The sequence below is a fragment of the Mycobacterium genavense ATCC 51234 genome (genome assembly GCF_000526915.1).
In the GTDB taxonomy this organism is placed as follows: Bacteria; Actinomycetota; Actinomycetes; order Mycobacteriales; family Mycobacteriaceae; genus Mycobacterium; species Mycobacterium genavense.
This window is the reverse complement of record NZ_JAGZ01000008.1, coordinates 49391-66196: the sequence shown is the minus strand read 5'-3', so window position 1 is coordinate 66196 and position 16806 is coordinate 49391. Positions and strand designations below refer to the sequence as shown.

At 66.6% G+C, this 16806-nt stretch carries 16 protein-coding genes and 3 pseudogenes; 6 read left to right on the top strand and 13 right to left on the bottom strand.

Annotated features, from left to right (window positions below; all coding sequences use genetic code 11):
* Nucleotides 1-4 precede the first annotated feature (4 nt).
* The 10 genes and pseudogenes from T428_RS29080 to T428_RS0117390 form a co-directional block, all read right to left on the bottom strand.
* Nucleotides 5-1162, bottom strand: a pseudogene (locus T428_RS29080) (acyl-CoA dehydrogenase family protein).
* The gene (locus T428_RS0117430) at nt 1162-1989 is read right to left on the bottom strand and encodes an enoyl-CoA hydratase family protein (protein WP_025737481.1); all 828 of its coding nucleotides are present in this window, start codon (nt 1987-1989) and stop codon (nt 1162-1164) included. The pseudogene T428_RS29080 and the gene T428_RS0117430 overlap by 1 nt, the downstream one beginning before the upstream one ends.
* Entirely contained in the window at nt 1986-3137 is a 1152-nt protein-coding gene (locus T428_RS0117425; protein ID WP_036468356.1) for an acyl-CoA dehydrogenase family protein, read from the bottom strand. The genes T428_RS0117430 and T428_RS0117425 overlap by 4 nt, the downstream gene beginning before the upstream one ends.
* Nucleotides 3134-5494 carry a bifunctional salicylyl-CoA 5-hydroxylase/oxidoreductase gene (locus T428_RS0117420; RefSeq protein ID WP_025737479.1) on the bottom strand — a complete coding sequence of 787 codons (2361 nt, stop codon included), beginning with the start codon at nt 5492-5494 and terminating at the stop codon, nt 3134-3136. Before T428_RS0117420 ends, T428_RS0117425 begins: the two co-directional genes overlap by 4 nt.
* Nucleotides 5495-5497: 3 nt before the next feature.
* Nucleotides 5498-5941: an AMP-binding enzyme gene (locus tag T428_RS35825; RefSeq protein ID WP_342666283.1), complete on the bottom strand. Its 444-nt coding sequence runs from the start codon at nt 5939-5941 to the stop codon at nt 5498-5500.
* 99 nt (nt 5942-6040) lie between these two features.
* Nucleotides 6041-6433, bottom strand: a pseudogene (locus T428_RS35820) (AMP-binding protein); the annotation flags it as partial.
* A pseudogene (locus T428_RS35815) lies at nt 6379-7131 on the bottom strand (AMP-binding protein); the annotation flags it as partial. The pseudogenes T428_RS35820 and T428_RS35815, both read right to left, overlap by 55 nt.
* Before the next feature lie 119 nt (nt 7132-7250).
* Complete coding sequence (locus T428_RS0117400; protein ID WP_025737475.1) at nt 7251-7661, bottom strand: RidA family protein; 411 nt, start codon at nt 7659-7661, stop codon at nt 7251-7253.
* A complete protein-coding gene (locus tag T428_RS0117395) occupies nt 7658-8455 on the bottom strand; it encodes an SDR family NAD(P)-dependent oxidoreductase (RefSeq protein ID WP_211243969.1) in 798 nt (265 codons plus the stop codon). Before T428_RS0117395 ends, T428_RS0117400 begins: the two co-directional genes overlap by 4 nt.
* Before the next feature lie 69 nt (nt 8456-8524).
* Nucleotides 8525-8983: an OsmC family protein gene (locus T428_RS0117390; protein WP_025737473.1), complete on the bottom strand. Its 459-nt coding sequence runs from the start codon at nt 8981-8983 to the stop codon at nt 8525-8527.
* Between the two features lie 66 nt (nt 8984-9049).
* On the opposite strand from T428_RS0117390, the gene T428_RS0117385 reads away from it, so the two are divergent.
* Nucleotides 9050-9448: a Zn-ribbon domain-containing OB-fold protein gene (locus T428_RS0117385; RefSeq protein WP_025737472.1), complete on the top strand. Its 399-nt coding sequence runs from the start codon at nt 9050-9052 to the stop codon at nt 9446-9448.
* Between the two features lie 10 nt (nt 9449-9458).
* Entirely contained in the window at nt 9459-10667 is a 1209-nt protein-coding gene (locus T428_RS0117380; RefSeq protein ID WP_025737471.1) for a thiolase family protein, read from the top strand.
* 3 nt (nt 10668-10670) lie between these two features.
* Here the strand turns inward: T428_RS0117380 and T428_RS0117375 are convergent, their stop codons facing one another.
* Together T428_RS0117375 and T428_RS0117370 are read right to left on the bottom strand one after the other, a co-directional pair.
* Nucleotides 10671-11660, bottom strand: coding sequence for an LLM class flavin-dependent oxidoreductase (locus T428_RS0117375; protein ID WP_025737470.1), 990 nt, complete (start codon nt 11658-11660; stop codon nt 10671-10673).
* Nucleotides 11661-11823: 163 nt separating this feature from the next.
* Nucleotides 11824-12132 (bottom strand): WhiB family transcriptional regulator, encoded by a 309-nt coding sequence (locus tag T428_RS0117370; RefSeq protein ID WP_025737469.1) that lies wholly within the window; start codon nt 12130-12132, stop codon nt 11824-11826.
* A 356-nt stretch (nt 12133-12488) separates the two neighbouring features.
* On the opposite strand from T428_RS0117370, the gene T428_RS0117365 reads away from it, so the two are divergent.
* The 3 genes from T428_RS0117365 to T428_RS29070 all read left to right on the top strand — a co-directional run bounded on the left by T428_RS0117365 (nt 12489) and on the right by T428_RS29070 (nt 14621).
* Nucleotides 12489-13304 (top strand): hypothetical protein, encoded by an 816-nt coding sequence (locus T428_RS0117365; protein WP_025737468.1) that lies wholly within the window; start codon nt 12489-12491, stop codon nt 13302-13304.
* Nucleotides 13305-13384: 80 nt separating this feature from the next.
* A complete protein-coding gene (locus T428_RS0117360; protein ID WP_036468354.1) occupies nt 13385-13960 on the top strand; it encodes a sigma-70 family RNA polymerase sigma factor in 576 nt (191 codons plus the stop codon).
* A 46-nt stretch (nt 13961-14006) separates the two neighbouring features.
* Complete coding sequence (locus tag T428_RS29070; RefSeq protein WP_281173882.1) at nt 14007-14621, top strand: anti-sigma-D factor RsdA; 615 nt, start codon at nt 14007-14009, stop codon at nt 14619-14621.
* 21 nt (nt 14622-14642) lie between these two features.
* On the opposite strand, the gene T428_RS0117350 is transcribed toward T428_RS29070, so the two are convergent.
* A complete protein-coding gene (locus T428_RS0117350; RefSeq protein ID WP_003879523.1) occupies nt 14643-15056 on the bottom strand; it encodes a DUF5319 domain-containing protein in 414 nt (137 codons plus the stop codon).
* A gap of 149 nt (nt 15057-15205) precedes the next feature.
* Here T428_RS0117350 and guaB point away from each other — a divergent pair, with 149 nt between their 5' ends.
* Nucleotides 15206-16795: an IMP dehydrogenase gene (gene guaB / locus T428_RS0117345; RefSeq protein WP_025737464.1), complete on the top strand. Its 1590-nt coding sequence runs from the start codon at nt 15206-15208 to the stop codon at nt 16793-16795.
* The last annotated feature ends 11 nt before the right edge of the window (nt 16796-16806 follow it).

The window sequence follows — 16806 nt, the reverse complement described above, 5'->3', positions numbered from 1 at the left end:
TTCCTCAGCGGAATGCCGCGATGCCGGTCAGCGCACGCCCGATGCTGATGGCGTGCATCTCCTCGGTGCCCTCGTAGGTCGCGACCGTCTCGAGGTTGTTCATATGCCGCATCACCGAGTGATCGAGGGTGGTGCTGGCGGCACCGAGCATTGCGCGCGAGGTTCGAGCGACCTCGAGGGCCGAGCGGACGTTGGCCAGCTTGCCGTGGCTGATCTGTTCGGGGGTGACGCAGTGCGTGTCCTTGAGCCGACCGAGTTGAACGGCGGTAAGAGCGGCGCTGGCCACCGCGATCGACATGTCGGCGAGTTTGCGTTGGGTCAGTTGAAACTCGGCCAGTGGTCGGCCGAATTGTGTTCGCAGCAAGCTATATTCGAGGGCTTCGCAAAAGCAGGACCGAGCGGCTCCGACCGCACCCCACAGGATGCCGTACCGCGCTTCGTTCAGGCAGGACAGCGGCCCCTTCAGTCCCCGGACGTCCGGAAAGACCGCCGCCGACGGCAGCCGCACATCCTCGAGGGCGAGCTCGGCCGTGACGGACGCGCGCAGGGACAGCTTGCGGCCGATCTCGTTCGCGGTGAAGCCGGGCGTATCGGTCGGGACGACGAAACCACGTATACCCGTGGCGGTTTACGCCCACACGATCGCCACGTCGGCGATCGTGCCGTTGGTGATCCACATCTTCGAGCCGCTGAGTAACCAGTCGGTACCGTCCCGCCTGGCGTGGGTGCGCATCGAACCGGGATCGCTGCCCGCATCCGCTTCGGACAGGCCGAAGCATCCGATCGCGTCGCCGGTCGCCATTCGCGGGAGCCACTCCCGGCGATGCTGTTCGGTGCCCCAGTGGTGGATCGCGAACATCGCGAGCGAGCCCTGCACCGAAACCAGGCTGCGCAGGCCGGAATCGACGGCTTCGAGTTCCCGGCATGCGACGCCGTAGGCGGTGGCCGTGTTGCCGGCGCAGCCGTAGCCTTGCAGATGCATGCCGAGCAGTCCGAGTTTTCCCAGGCCCCGGGCGATCTCGAGCGGGATGGTACCCGCCTCGTACCAGTCGCCGACGTACGGTGCGAGTTCGGCCCGCGCGTAGTCCCGCACGGTCCGGCCGATGGCGCGCTCCTCGACCGAGAGCAGGTCGTCGCTTTGCAGGAAGTCGACGGGATCCATCACTGTCCCTTCCAGGCGGGTGGGCGCTGGGCGTTGAATGCCGCGTGAAACTCGGCGTGGTCGTCGGTGGTCATCAGCAGTGCCTGGGTCATCGCATCGAGTTCCATCGAAGCCGACAGCGACATTTCCAGCTCGCGCGTCAGCAGCGACTTGGTCTGCGACAGCGCGAGACTCGGCCCGCTGGCGATCCGGTGGGCAAGCGCGGTGACCGACTCGTCGAGCCGGTCATCGTCGACAAGCTGTGAGGCCAGGCCGTAGCGGTCGGCGGTCGCAGCGTCGATCGTGTCGCCCAGCATCAGAAGCTGGGTGGCGCGGCCGAGACCGACGACGCGGGGCAGTAGGTAGGCCGCGCCCATGTCGCCGCCGGACAGCCCAACCTTGGTGAACAGGAAGGCGAAACGCCCCGAGCGGCCCACGACCCGGAATTCGGCCGCCAGCGCGATCACCGCGCCCGCGCCGGCCGCGATGCCCTGAATCTTGACGATGATCGGGAATGGGCACTTTCGCATGGCACGGATGACGTCGCCGGTCATTTTCGTGAACTGCATCAGCTCGCCGGCCTTAATCGTGATCAGCTCGCCGATGATCTCGTTGACATCGCCGCCACCGCAAAACGCCCGTCCTGCCCCCTGGATCACCAGGACCTTGACGTCGCGGCGGTGGGGTAGTTCCGCCAGCAGGTCGCGTAAATCGGCATAGGACTCGAAGGTGAGCGGGTTCAACTTTTCGGGACGGCTGAGCGTCACGGTGGCGACGGGACCCGCGACGGTGAAGTCGAAGTTCTTCCAGGTCGTGCTCAGCGAGACGGATGCTCTAAACCGGGTCACGGTGTCGTCCTTTCTCGAAACAGCTCACGGAAGATGATGGAGCGCTGCACTTCTGACGTGCCTTCGTAGATGCGCGGAGCGCGGACGTCGCGATAGAGGTGCTCGAGCAGATGGCCGCGCCGCAGGGCGCGGGCGCCGTGCAGTTGGACGCATTGGTCGACGACGATCTGGGCGGTTTCGGTGGCAAACAGCTTGGCCATCGCTGCGCGCCGGGTGATTTCGCTGCGGGGGGCACCGGCGTCATACGTGCGTGCGGCGGTGTAGACCAGCAACCGCGCGGCCTCCAGCCGGGTGGCCAGGTCGGCGAGCCGGTGCGCGACCGACTGCTGAGTCGTCAGTGGTGCGCTGTACGCGTGTCGGGTGGCGACGTAGTCGAGCGTGGCGTCGAGGGCCGCCTGCGCCATGCCCACCGCGAAGGCACCGACGCTGGGGCGGAACAGGTCAAGGGTGCGCATCGCCACCTTGAACCCGGCGTCGACCTCGCCGAGCACGTCGGCGGGCCCGACCCGGACATCGTCGAAGCGAAGCCGACCGATCGGGTGGGGTGCCAGCAGGTCGAGGTGCTCGCCGGACAGGCTGTCGGCGTCTCCGGCGACGGCGAACGCGGCGACGCCGCGGGCGCCGGCATCCGCTGTGGTGCGGGCGAAGACGGTGTAGACGTCGGCCTCCGGTGCGTTGGAGATCCACATCTTTTCCCCGCGCAATCGCCACCCATCGCCGTCGCGCGTCGCGGCCAGCGACAGGGCGGCCGTGTCGGACCCGGCCTCGGGCTCGGTCAGCGCGAACGCCGCGACGGTCGTGCCGCGCACCACCCCCGGGATCCACCGTTCGACGGTCTCGCGCCGACCGGACTGCAAGATCGGGTAGGAACCCAGGCCTTGCAGTGCCAGCGCAGTCTCCGCCTCGGTCGACACGCCGGCGATGGTCTCGCGCAGCAGGCACAGCCGCATGGCCGCGGCGTCTGTCGGCGCCTCGTCGGGCGATCCGCCGAACAAGTCGCGAAGCAGCCCAAGATCTCCCATCGCCACAAGCAGCGCGCGGTTCACCTTTGCTTCGTCACCGTGGTCGGTCAGCGGCAGCAACTCGGTTTGCGCCATCTCGCGTACCCGCCGTGCGTACCCACTCTCCTCGGCGCCGAGCACCGTCACCGACTCTCCTGTCGGGTCGGGCGCCACCGCTCGTACCGGGTGCCGACCACGCCCTCGCGGATCAGTTGCAGGCGCCGCTTGGGGCCGTCGGTGCGGCCGGTCTGTGGTTTACGCCGGCCGGCTCGCCAGGCCTTCGGCCATTGCGCACCGGGGCCGGTGTACTCCTGTTCGGCGGCGGCGTGCAGTGTCCAGTTCGCGTCGTAGAGATGCACCCGGCCGAGCGCGCATAGGTCGGCGCGCCCCGCCAGCACAATGGAATTCACGTCGTCATGGGACGAGATCACCCCGACCGCGATCGTGGGTATGTCGACGGTGTTGCGGATCTTGTCCGCGAAGAGCGTCTGGTAGGAGCGTCCGAAGGCCGGCGCCTCGGCCGGGGTCACCTGGACCGAGGAGACGTCGATGGCGGCGGCACCGGGTTCCTTGAAGGCTTCGGCGATGAAAACCGCGTCGTCGCCGGTGATTCCGCCGTCGACCCAGTCGGTCGCGGAGATGCGCACGGTCATCGGCTTGTACGCCGGCCATACCTCGCGTACCGCCCGGAAAACGTCCAGCGGGTAGCGCAGCCGGCCGGCCAGGTCGCCGCCGTACTGGTCGGTGCGGCGGTTGGTGACCGGGGAAATGAACGACGAAAGCAGATAGCCGTGCGCGCAGTGCAACTCGAGCAGATCAAAGCCCGCCTCGTCGGAACGTCTTGCCGCGTCGACGAACTCCTGCTTGATCACGGCGAGGTCGGCTTCGGTGAGCTCCCGGGGCACCTGGTTGACCCCCGGCTGGTAAGGGAGCGGCGAGGGGGCGACGATCTCCCAGTTACCCTCGTCGAGGGGCTGGTCGATACCGTCCCACATGAGCTTGGTGGAGCCTTTGCGCCCGGAATGACCAAGTTGGACAAGGATTTTCGCGGGTGTGTCCGCGTGTACGAAGTCGGTGATCTGACGCCAGGCCCGCGCCTGTTCGTCGGTCCACATACCGGCACAGCCGGGGGTGATCCGGCCCGCTTCGCTCACGCAGACCATTTCGGTCATCACCAGCCCGGCGCCACCGAGTGCTTTGCCGCCGAGGTGGACCAGGTGGAAGTTGTTCGGCATGACAGACTCGGCGCGGTACATGTCCATCGGGGACACCACCACCCGGTTGGCCAACTCTAATTCGCCGAGCCGGAACGGCTGAAACATGGGCGGGGTGTCGTGCTGGTGGGATCGGTGCTGTGCGGTGGACCAATCATCGACGTGCGCAACGAATTCGGGATCCCGCGACTGCAGGTTCTCGTAGGTGACCCGCCGGCTGCGGGTCATGATGTTGAACGCGAACTGTTGGGGATCCTGGTCGACGTACTGAGCGAGATTCTCGAACCACTCGAGGCTCGCCCGCGCGGCGCGCTGGGTAGACAGCACCACCGTGTTGCGCTCGGTCTCGTACTCGTTGAGCGCGACATCAACGGCGTCGTTTTCGTGCAGGCACGCCGCCAGGGACAGGGCATCCTCCATCGCGAGCTTGGTGCCCGAGCCGATCGAGAAGTGGGCGGTATGCGCGGCGTCGCCGAGCAGGACGACGTTGTTGTGGCGCCAGTGTTCGTTATGCACGGTCGCGAACTTCATCCATTTGAAGTTGTTCGCCATCACCTCGTGGCCGTCGAGAATGTCGGCGAACATCTCCTTGACCACGTCGATGGACTTTTCGTCGGACTCGCCCGGCGCGAAGTCACGTGCAGCGAAGCTGTCGAATCCGGCTGCGCGCCACACATCTTCCTTCATTTCGACGATGAAGGCACTGCCCGTCGCATCGAACGGGTAGCCGTGCGCCTGCATCACGCCATGTGGTGTTTCGCGAATGTAGAACTTGAACGCGTCGAATACCTTGCCGATGCCCAGCCACATGTACTTGCACGCGCCGTGAAAGAGTCGCGGCTCGAACGACGAAAAGTAGGTCGAACGCACCGTCGAGTTGACGCCGGCGGATGCCACGACTAGATCATGGTTTGCGGCAAGGGTTTTCACGTTCGGAGCTTCGGCGCGGAAATGTACGCTCACCCCGAGGCCGGCACAACGTTCCTGGAGGATCTGCAGGAAACGCTTGCGGTTCATCGCCGCGAAGCCGTGACCGCCACTGGTAATCGTCTCGCCCCGGAAATGCACGTCGATGTCGTCCCAGCGAGCGAATTCCTGCTCCATGCGCCGGTAGATTGCGATGTCGGCATGCTCGATCCCGCCGAGGGTCTCGTCGGAAAAGACGACCCCGAAACCGAAGGTGTCATCGGCGGCGTTACGTTCCCATACCGTAATGTCGTTGTCCGGGCCCAGTTGCTTGGCCAAGGCCGAGAAGTACAGGCCACCCGGACCGCCACCGACGAGGAATATGGATCACCGTGGTGGTTGGGTGCCCGGCCCCGGCTGCAGCTCTTGAAGCCGGTTCCGCTGCAGCTTGCCGCTGGCGGTCTTGGGCAGCGCTTCGATGAAGACCACACGGCGGGGGTATTTGTAGGGAGCGATTTGTCGCTTGACGAACTCCTGTAGTTGCGTCGCAACAACTTCGGTGCCGTCGACTCCCTCGCGCAGCACGACGAAAGCGGTGACGACCTGGCCCCGGCTTTCGTCCGGGAGACCGACGACACCGCATTCGCTGACGTCCGGGTGCGCGAGCAGTACGTTTTCGACTTCAGGGCTCGTGATGTTGTAGCCCGAGTAGACGATCATGTCGTCGCTGCGCGCCTGATACCAGAAGTAACCATCGGCGTCCTGGATGAAGGTGTCGCCGGTGATGTTCCGGCCGTGTTGCACGTACTCGCGTTGCCTGGGGTCACGCAAGTAGCGACAGCCGGTGGGGTCTTTGACCGCGAGGCCTTTCGGAGTTCCGGGAGGGAGCGGGCGCCCCTGCTCGTCGAGAACTGTTGCGACATAGCCGGGTACGGCACGGCCGGTGGAGCCTGGTCGCGGCTCGTCAGTGGTGGAAGCGATGAAGATATGTAGCATCTCCGTCGCCCCGATGCCGTCGATGAGGCGGATGCCGGTCGCGTCGAAGACCGACTGCCACGTAGCAGCGGGGAGGTGCTCGCCGGCCGAGACCGCGCGCCGCAGCGTCGAATGCCGGTTGGCCCTGCCCGAGGCCAGTATCGAGCGGTAGGCCGTGGGTGCGGTGAAGCATACCGATGCCCGGTGCTCCGCGACGAGGTCGGGAGTTGGTCGGGAGTCGCCCTCTCTAGCAACAGGGTGGAGGCGCCGACGCGGAGCGGGAACACCACCAGGCTGCCAAGACCGAAGGTGAACGCCAGCGGTGGGGTTCCCGTGAAGACGTCTGATGCCGTCGGCTTGAGGACGTGTGCAGAGAACGTGTCGGCTATCGCCAGGATGTCGCGGTGGAAATGCATCGTGGCTTTGGGGTGACCCGTCGTACCCGATGTGAAGGCAAGGAGGGCAACGTCTTCCGCGGAGGTGTCAACGGAGGTGAACTCGGCGGACTTGTCGGCGATCGCGACGTCGAGACCGGCGTCACCACCGTAGTCCACGACGCGGAGTCCCCGAATGCCGGCGGAGTTGAGCGCCTCGGTGAATCGGGCGTCGCACAACGCGAAGTCGGCCGCCGCGATGTCGGCGATGGTGGCCAGCTCTTTTTCGCGGAGCATCGGCATCGTGGTGACCGCGACCGCTCCGGCCTTGATGACACCGAATCAGCATGCGATCAGCCACGGATTGTTGGGACCACGGAGGAGGACGCGATTTCCAGGCACAATCCCGTGATCTTCGGTGAGTACCGCCGCGATCTGGTTGGAGACCCGACGCAGGTCGCCGTATGTCCACGGGGCGCGGCCGGGTGCCAACAGGCAAGGCCGATCGGCGCCGAAGCGGTCGGCGACGTTGTCGAGTAGTAGCTCGACGGCGCAGTTGAGACGCTCGGGATATTCCAGGCCGGCATCCTCCAAAAGCAGCTCGGGCCAGTCGCTTTCGGCTGGCCGATTGTCTCGGCAAAATGTGTCATGGTGGGCGGAGGGTGCCGGCATCGCGTCCTTCCTGGAAGAGACCCCTCGAGTGCAGTGTGCCCGCACGAGTATGTAGTGTCAATGACGGTAGTCAAGAAATAGATATGCCGCACTCTGCGGTTCCCGGGCTTCCGGGCCGGTCAGGTAGGTACTACCGCGTATCCCTGCACTTCGACAAGCGCCTCGGCGTCCCACAGGCGCGCGACGCCGATGCCTGCCATGGCCGGGTATTGATTGCCCACGAGCCGCTTCCACACCGCGCCGATCGCGCGGGAATTGGCTTGATATTCGGCCATGTCGACGATGTATATCGTCAAGCTCGCGAGATCCGAGGGCTTGCCTCCCGCGGCCGCGAGCGCGGTGAGTAGGTTGCCCAGGGCCTGCTCGAATTGCGCGACCACATTTTCGCCGTGAATGCGCCCGGATGCATCCAGTGCCGTCTGGCCGGCCAGGAACACGATCGACCCGGTGGCCACCACGGCGTGCGAAAACCCTTTCGGTGCACCCAATTCGGGCAGGTTGACGTACGTGAGATTTGCCTGAGACTTCACGACTGGACTGCTCCGCCGTCGATGGTGATGCCCTGCCCATTGAGGGCGGAGTTCGTGACGAACAGCCAAACTGCTTCGGCCACCTCGTCGACCGTCACCAGTCGCCCGTTGGGCTGCTTGGCCTCCAGCGCCGCGCGTGCTTGCTCGGTGGTGCGGTTGGTTGCCGTGGCGATGTTGGCGATGGTGCGCTCGGTCATCGACGAGTCGACGTAGCCCGGGCACACCGCGTTGATCGTGATCCCCTTTGCCGCAACCTCAGCTGCGGCCGAACGGACCACACCCAGCACGCCGTGTTTGCTGGCGGTGTAGGCGCTGACGTACGGTTCGCCCTTCTTGGCGGCCACCGATGCCACCACCACAATTCGGCCGTAGCCCCGGCTCGCCATCGTGGGGACGGCGCGTCTGATGCACCGAAACGGCGCGGTGAGGTTCAGGTCGAGCATCTGGGCCCATTGCTCGTCGGTGGTCTTGGAAATCGGAGCCGAGGTGGCCGCGCCCGCATTGGCGACGAGGACCTCGACTCCGCCCCACGCTTTTTCGACGGTGTCGAAGAGGCGGTCGATGGCGTCGCTGGAGGTGATGTCTTCCGGCAGTACCAGGCTCTTGCCGGTACAGGCTCGGGCGGTCTCATGTAATTGGTGTGCGCTGCGCGAGGTGAGCGCAACGCGGTAGCCCTGCGCACTCAGTCGTACCGCCACCGCGCGACCGATGCCGCGACCGACACCGGTGACCATGGCAACTGGAGTCGAGTTGAGCACCCGTCGACGGTGCCATGAATTGGTTGCGGTCGTCAAGATAACAATATATGTACCGGCGTGGTCGAGGGCCTGCCGAGCAGGGATTGCGGCGGGATCGTTGAAGCGTTAACGCAATGACGTGGCGATGTGGACTTCGGAGGTCAGGGTCTGGTGAACGGGGCAGCGTTCAGAGATGTGCAGTAGCTTTTGCCGTTGCGTGTCATCGAGATCGCCGGTCAACTCGATCTCGCGATCGATGTGATCGACCCACCCGATTTTGGTTTCGCACTCGGCGCAGTCTTGCGCGTGAATCCGCGAGTGCCGCAACGTGACTCGGACATTCTCCAGCGGCCCGCCCTTGCGGTCGGTGTACATCCGCACCGTCATCGAGGTACACGAATCCAGCGCGGCCAGTAGTAGATCGTAGGGTGTCGGTCCGGCGTCATCACTGATCGGCCGTGGTTCGTCGGCGACGAGTTGGTGATGTCCGGCGGTGATCTGCTGCGTATACGTTCCGGCGCCGGTCTCCGCGACGGTCACCGTGCCCTCGGCCGGCGCCGAGTCTTGGTCGCTCTGGGTTGTCATGCAGCCCACGCTATCGGCGCCGGCGGCCGCGCGATAACGTCGGGGACACAAACGATGGAGGTGCGCATGGCCCGGCAGGTACCACTCGTCGACTATTTGGTCCTTGACGGCGACCATCCGCATCTGGTCGCGCAGGAATGCGTCAACTGCGGCGCCAAATACTTCGATCGGCGCAACGCGTGTGCCAACTACTTTGCCACCGAATTCGCAACCGTCCCGGTCCCGACCGAGGGCACGGTGCGCGCGTTCACCATCGTCGCCTTCGCGGCACCCGGCATCCCGACCCCGTTCGTGGCCGCCGTGGTGGACTGCGGCGGCACCCAGGTGCGCGCAAATCTCATCAACGTCGAGCCCGATTCCGAACATGTTTTCGACAACATGAAAGTACGCCTGGCCACCCACCCGATCGGCACCGATTCCGAAGGCACCGAGGCGGTCGGGTTCGGTTTCGAGCCCGTCTCGTAAAGGAGCAATGATGAGCGCAAGCGATGAGGTCAGGATTCTCGGCATCCACATGACCAAGTTCGGCAAGCACCCCGAACTCGACACCGTCGATCTGGCCGCCGAGGCGGCGATGGGCGCGCTTGCGGACGCGGGCGTCACGATGGCGGACATCGGAGTGATCGCGGCGGGCAACCTGATGAACGCGAGCGCGGGCGTCGGCCAGCAGCTGCAGAAGCAGATCGGCCAGACCGGCATCCCCGTCTACAACGTCGCCAATGCCTGCGCGACCGGCGCCACCGCTTTGCGCACCGCCATCATGGCCGTCAAGGCCGGGGAGGTGGACTACGGCCTGGCCGTCGGTGTCGAGAAGCTCGCGGGTGCCGGTCGGCTGGCGGGTGGGTCCGTGAAGAAGGACGCCGACACCTGGACACCCGCGGGCCGCTACGGCGCGGTGGCCGCGATCGACGGCAGGATCGGCACCGAGACGATGCCGGGCGTCTTCGCCCAGATCGGCGTCGAGTACGGCCACAAGTACGGCGGCACCAGCTTCGAGTTGTTCGCAAAGATCAGCGAGAAGAACCACGCCCACTCCACCCTGAATCCGCTTGCGTCATACCAGAAGCGGTTCACGCTGGAGCAGATCATGAACGACGTCATGATCGCGTACCCGAACACCCGCCCGATGTGTTCGGCGAACTGCGACGGCGCCGCGGCCGCCGTCGTGTGCAGCGGCGAGACGCTCAAGTCGTTGTCGCTCGAGCAGCGACGGCGTGCCGTGAAGGTGTCGGCGTCGGTGCTGACGACCGACCCGTACGAAGAGGACTGTCAGGTGTTGCCGAACGTCAACACGCTCACCCGGAAGGCCGCGACGATCGCATATGAACAGGCGGGCATCGGCGCGGCCGACCTCGATCTCGTCGAATTGCACGACTGCTTCGCCACGGCCGAATTGGTGCACTACGACAATTTGATGCTGTGCGAAGAGGGTGACGCCGCCGACTTCTTCAACTCGGGTGCGACATGGCGGGACGGCTCGACGCCGGTGAACGTGTCAGGGGGGCTGGAGTCCAAGGGCCACCCGATCGCGGCCATCGGCATCGCCAATGTCTGGGAGATCTGCCACCACCTACGCGGTGAGGCGGGGGAGCGCCAGATCGCGGACGCGAAGGTGGGTCTGGCGCACGTCATCGGACTCGGTTCCGCCTGCGGCGTGCACGTCCTGGAGAGGTCGACCGCGTAGTTCTCAGGCCGCCAGGCCGGCCGCGGAGGCGAATGCGGTGAGTTCCCGCTCGATGTCGGATCCGGCTGGCTGGTAGACGATCTCGGTGACGCCCTGCGCGGCGAGTCCGGCGATCTTGTCCGGCAGTTGAGCGGCGGGGCCGGTGAGCGCCATCGACGTGGCGAACGGGATCAGGTCGGCGATGTGCGGCGCGTTGCTAGGGTTGGCCTTGACCAGATGCCCGGTATGAATCGCGAGATGCCGCTCGTCCTCCGGGTGCGCCTCGATCGCCTCGCGCCACCCCCGCCCGCCCGGCAAGGCGTCGACCGCGTCGGCGCCGCCGCGTTCGTACATGGAGTGATACAGCACCGCCGCGGCGGGCCCGGCGGCATCGATGGCGCGCGGCGCGGTCAGGTCCTCGCCCTCGTCGAGCACCGTGCCGAAGCACAGCAGTGCGCGCCACGCTTTGGCGGCGTCCGGCTGCGGTACGGCCGCGGAGAAGACGCCGTCGCCGAGTTCGGCCGCGACGGCCAACCCCTTCGAGCCGTCCGCGCCGATCAGGATCGGCACCTCGATCGGACGCTGCGCTCCGAAGCCGGGCAGCTGCAACATGCCGATTTTGGCCCCGTCCCAGACCGCGGTGTCCCCGGCGAGTAGAGCCTTCAGGCATCGGACGTACTCGGCGACCCGCCGCCACGGCATTGGCCTCTGGCCCAACGACATCCGGCCGGTGAAGCCCGAGCCGATCGCCACCGTGACCCGGCCCGGCGCCTGGCTGACCAGTTCGGCGATCGCGGCCGCGTTGACCATCGGATGGCGCAGGCTGGGAACGAGCACACCCGGCCCGAGGCCGATGCGCGACGTGCGCTTCGCGCACCGGGTCAAAATCATCCACACATCCGGGTAGAGCGCCGGGGAATCGTAGAGCCAGGCACGCGCGTACCCGAGCGTCTCGGCGAGTTCCACGTGCGCCGGGGTGTTCGACGACGTCGCGAACGCACACGAGAAGTCCATGTTCGAACTCTACTGGGCAAGGCCCGGTCGCCGGGTGCGCGCTTGCTCCTCGAGACTGAAGCCACGGCGGGTGGTCGCGTCGTGTCGCCGCAATGGTTTACGTGTCGCGATCGCTTCGCCACCCGCCCGGCTCAGTGTCGCGATCGCTTCGACGCCCACCCGGCTAAGCCGAGCGGCGGATGCCGCGGGTGCGGCCGATGTCACCCTTCAGCAGCATGTCGCGCTCGGACTCGGACAGGCCGCCCCAAACCCCGTACGGCTCACCGACATCGAGTGCGTGGGACCGGCACTGCTGGATCACCGGGCACTGCCGGCACATCTCCTTGGCGCGCTGCTCACGCTGCATGCGGGCGCGGCCGCGCTCGCCGTCGGGGTGAAAGAACATCGAGGAGTCAACGCCGCGGCACAGTCCTTGCAACTGCCAGCTCCAAATATCCGCGTTGGGCCCAGGTAGCTGCTCCGGCTGTGGCATGGCTAGTTCCCTCTCTGCACGGCACGCCCAAGTGAGGTTTGGATCGCAAAGTGAGTGTGCGACTGATTTAAGGGTGGCGTCACCGATGACTACCCGTCATTGCTAGAACTTAGGTGGGGCGGTGAATTTACGTCAATAGGCGCTTAGTGTGACAAAGTATATAGGGGTTGGAGCAGAATTAACTCTGCGTTCATCCGCCGCGCATTTTGCGTGGAAGAACGGCGCTACCAGGGACTTGACCAAACCGAGATTTCCCAGCTCAGGGCGCAAGCACCGCTATCCGCCATTTATTACAGAGATGATCGTGATTAACATTTTAGTAACACCGACAGCACGAACTGTTTACTACTATCACCGTGATTGGAACCCATCACAGTTCGCCGATTGCCGCGACGCTGGCCGCTGCCGCCTTCGGTGACCAGCCGGCCCGCTGGCCGCTGCCGACGGCGACGTCTCCGAGCGAACTCTGGTTGCGGGCAGTGGCGGCCGGCGGGCAGGGCCGATACGGCAGTGCCTATCGAGACCTGGCGGCATTACGCCACGACGTGGCGTCCGGCCCGCTGATTTCGCTGGCCCACAGCACGCAGGGATCCTTTCTGCGCCAGCTCGGTTGGCACGCACGAGCCCGGGGCTGGGACGGTCGCGCTCTCGCGCTCGCCGGCGCCGATCCCGAACCCCGCGCCGATGCGCTGATCGGCTTGGCCGCCGACGCATTGGGCGTCGGCCGTTTCGCTGCCGCGGCGACCCTGCTGGCGCGCGCGGACCCGGAGCTGGTCGCGGGGGTGCCGGACCGGGTGCCGGTACGCCGGCAGTGGGTGGCCGCCGAGCTGGCGATGGCCCGCGGCGACGGGGCCTTCGCGGTCCGTCATGCCAGCGAGGCCGTCGAGCTGGCGCGGGCCATGGAACCGGTCTCGCGGCGACACCAGGTCAAGAGTGACGTGGTGCTCGCCGCCGCGCTGTGCAGTGCGGGCTCGATCGAGCGCGCCCGCACCGTCGCCGAGTCCGCGCTCGACGCCACCGGCCGGCTGGGGCTGATACCGCTTCGATGGGCATCGGCCTGCTTGCTGTTTGATATCGGCAGCGTCACGATTCTTGCGCCCGAATTGGCCGAAATTCGGGATGTCTGCGCAGGCCAGGTGCGGCGCGCCGGTGGAACCTGGCCTTCCGCGTGAAACGCGTTTCGGCCGTTATTGTCATTCCGAGAGTTAGCCCGCGATGCGTCCGGTTTGTAACGTTGGAGATGCCGCCGTCGATGACAATTCAAGCGGAACGTCTCGACGCTGTGGTTGCCGAAGCCGTGGCGGGAGATGGAAACGCCCTACGGGAGGTGCTGGAGACCATCCGTCCGATTGTGGTGCGATATTGCCGGGCGCGAGTCGGCACGGTCGAGCGCGGTGGCCTGACAGCCGACGACGTGGCTCAGGAGGTGTGCTTGGCGACGCTGACAGCCCTGCCGCGTTACCGCGATCGAGGCCGTCCCTTTCTGGCGTTCCTGTACGGCATTGCGGCGCACAAGGTGGCCGACGCCCATCGCGCCGCCGGCCGCGACCTCGCCTACCCCTCCGACACCATTCCCGAGCGCTGGTCGTCGGAGGCCGGTCCCGAGCAGCGGGCCCTCGAAGCAGATTCGGTCAGCCGCATGAACGAACTGCTCGACATCCTGCCCGCCAAGCAGCGCGAGATCCTCATTCTTCGCGTCGTCGTCGGCCTGTCTGCCGAAGAGACCGCCGCCGCCGTCGGCGCGACACCAGGAGCCGTCCGGGTAGCTCAGCACCGAGCTTTGACGCGGCTCAAATCCGAGATGGTTGCGGCGGGGGACTATGCCTAAATCTGGGCCTGAATCTGGTTTCACAGACCGACCGGGACTCGACGAGTTGAGCCGGTCCGATCTGCTGCTCGACGCGCTCGCCCAACGTCAGCGCATCGACGTCGACGATCCCAACGACGACGCGCTGGCCACCCTGCTGGGGGAATGGCGCGACGACTTGCGGTGGCCGCCGGCCAGCGCGCTGGTTTCGCCGGAGGAGGCCGTCGGGGCGCTGCGTGCCGGCATGCTGGAGCAGCGGCGGAGCCGGCGCGGCCTGGCGACGATCGGCTCGGTGGCGGCGACGTTGATCGCCCTCAGCGGTTTCGGCGCCATGGTCGTCGAGGCCCGCCCCGGCGGGACGCTGTACGGGCTGCACTCGATGTTCTTCGACGAGCCGCGGGTCAACCAGAACCAGATCATGTTGTCCGCCAAGGCCGATCTGGCCAAGGTGCAGCAACTGATCGACAAGGGGCAGTGGACGCAGGCCGAGAATCAGCTGGCGGAAGTCAGCAGCACCGTGCGGTCGATGAACGACAGCGCGGGCCGCAAAGAGCTACTGGACGAAATCGAGCTGCTGAACGCGAAAGTCGATTCGCGGGATCCGAATGCGACGCTCCCGCCGGCGCCCCTTCCGGCCACGCAGTCCCCGGCGCCCAGCGCGGTGCCGCGCAATACGCCCTAGCAGGCGGGCGGGTCGGTCGCCTCAGTGGCGGCGGTGAAAGCCGTCGGCGTCTGATGTCGCTTCGTTGAGCGAGGCGTCGGCGTATCCCCGGCAGTAATCCCACGTGACGTAGGCGTCCGGCTCCGGGTCGTAGGCCGGCTCGTGTGGGCGGACGGTGCCGTCGATCAGTAGTTGCAGCAGGTTGGCCCGCAGCATGTCCCAGTCGTGATAGTGGTCTTGCTGGCACTCGTCGCAACATACCACGAGACCGCGAATTCCCTTGTGCGCCAACAGTGCTTCGTATACGGCCAGATCGGCCAGGTCCGCCTCGACCGCCATCCGCTCTTGTTGATCCAGCGGCTGTCCGGGCTCCACGGCGTCCAGCGCCGCCGACGGGTCACATGGGTCGTCCGCGAAAGGGTCGGGTGGCAAACCCGGAGGGAGGTGGTCACGCACGCCCCTAGCCTACGCAGCCAGGCCGTGGTAACGCCAGCAGGCCGACCCGCGGCGATTGGGCGGGCGGCGCGCCAACAGGTTCAACTCCCCGACGTCGCGGACCGATAGGATGGCTTTGTCGCTTCGCGCGCGTATGGAGGGTTTCACCGATGTCCCGTGGCACGTCCCACCTGGAAGACAGCTCCGACCAGGTCGCCAGTCCCTACCTGCGCGTGGGCGGCCTGGCCGGCGAGGGCGTGCCGACCGGGGGCGACAACCCGCACAAGGTCGCGATGCTGGGCCTGACGTACGACGATGTTTTGCTGCTGCCCGCCGCTTCCGATGTGGTTCCCGCCACCGCCGACACCTCTAGCCAGCTAACCAAGAAGATCCGGCTGCGGGTGCCGCTGGTCAGTTCGGCGATGGACACCGTCACCGAGTCGCGGATGGCCATCGCGATGGCCCGCGCCGGTGGCATGGGCGTGCTGCATCGCAACTTGCCCGTCGCCGAGCAGGCCGGCCAGGTCGAGATGGTGAAGCGGTCGGAGGCGGGCATGGTCACCGACCCGGTCACCTGCCGGCCGGACAACACGCTGGCCCAGGTCGACGCGCTGTGCGCCCGGTTCCGGATCTCCGGCCTGCCCGTCGTCGACGACTCCGGCGCGCTGGTCGGCATCATCACCAACCGCGACATGCGGTTCGAGGTCGACCAGACCCGGCCCGTCTCCGAGGTGATGACCAAGGCCCCGCTGATCACCGCCCGCGAGGGCGTCACCGCCGACGCGGCGCTGGGGCTGTTGCGCCGCAACAAGATCGAGAAGCTGCCCGTCGTCGACGGCCACGGCCGGTTGACCGGGCTGATCACCGTCAAGGACTTCGTCAAGACCGAACAGCACCCGCTGGCCACCAAGGACAGCGACGGCCGGCTGCTGGTGGGCGCCGCCGTCGGGGTCGGCGGTGACGCCTGGGTCCGGGCGATGATGCTGGTCGACGCCGGCGTCGACGTGCTGGTCGTGGACACCGCGCACGCGCACAACCGGCTGGTGCTGGACATGGTCGGCAAACTCAAGGCCGAGGTCGGCGACCGTGTCGAGATCATCGGCGGTAACGTGGCGACCCGCGCGGCCACGCTGGCGCTGGTCGAGGCCGGGGCCGATGCGGTCAAGGTCGGCGTGGGCCCGGGTTCGATCTGCACCACCCGGGTGGTGGCCGGGGTCGGCGCCCCTCAAATCACGGCGATCCTGGAAGCCGTCGCGGCCTGCGGACCGCACGGTGTGCCGGTCATCGCCGACGGCGGCCTGCAGTATTCCGGCGACATCGCCAAGGCGCTGGCCGCCGGCGCGTCGACGGCCATGCTGGGTTCGCTGCTGGCCGGCACCGCCGAGGCGCCCGGCGAGCTGATCTTCGTCAACGGCAAGCAGTTCAAGAGCTACCGCGGCATGGGATCGCTGGGCGCGATGGCGGGCCGCAGCGGCGCCAAGTCGTACTCCAAGGACCGCTACTTCGCCGACGACGCTTTGAGCGAGGACAAGCTGGTGCCGGAGGGCATCGAGGGCCGGGTGCCGTTCCGCGGCCCGCTGTCGTCGGTGATCCACCAGCTGACCGGGGGCCTGCGCGCCGCGATGGGCTACACCGGCTCGCCCACCATCGAGGTGCTGCAGCAGGCGCAGTTCGTCCGGATCACGTCGGCCGGGCTCAAGGAAAGCCATCCCCACGACGTCACGATGACCGTCGAAGCACCGAACTATTACGCCCGATGAGCAGCGAACTG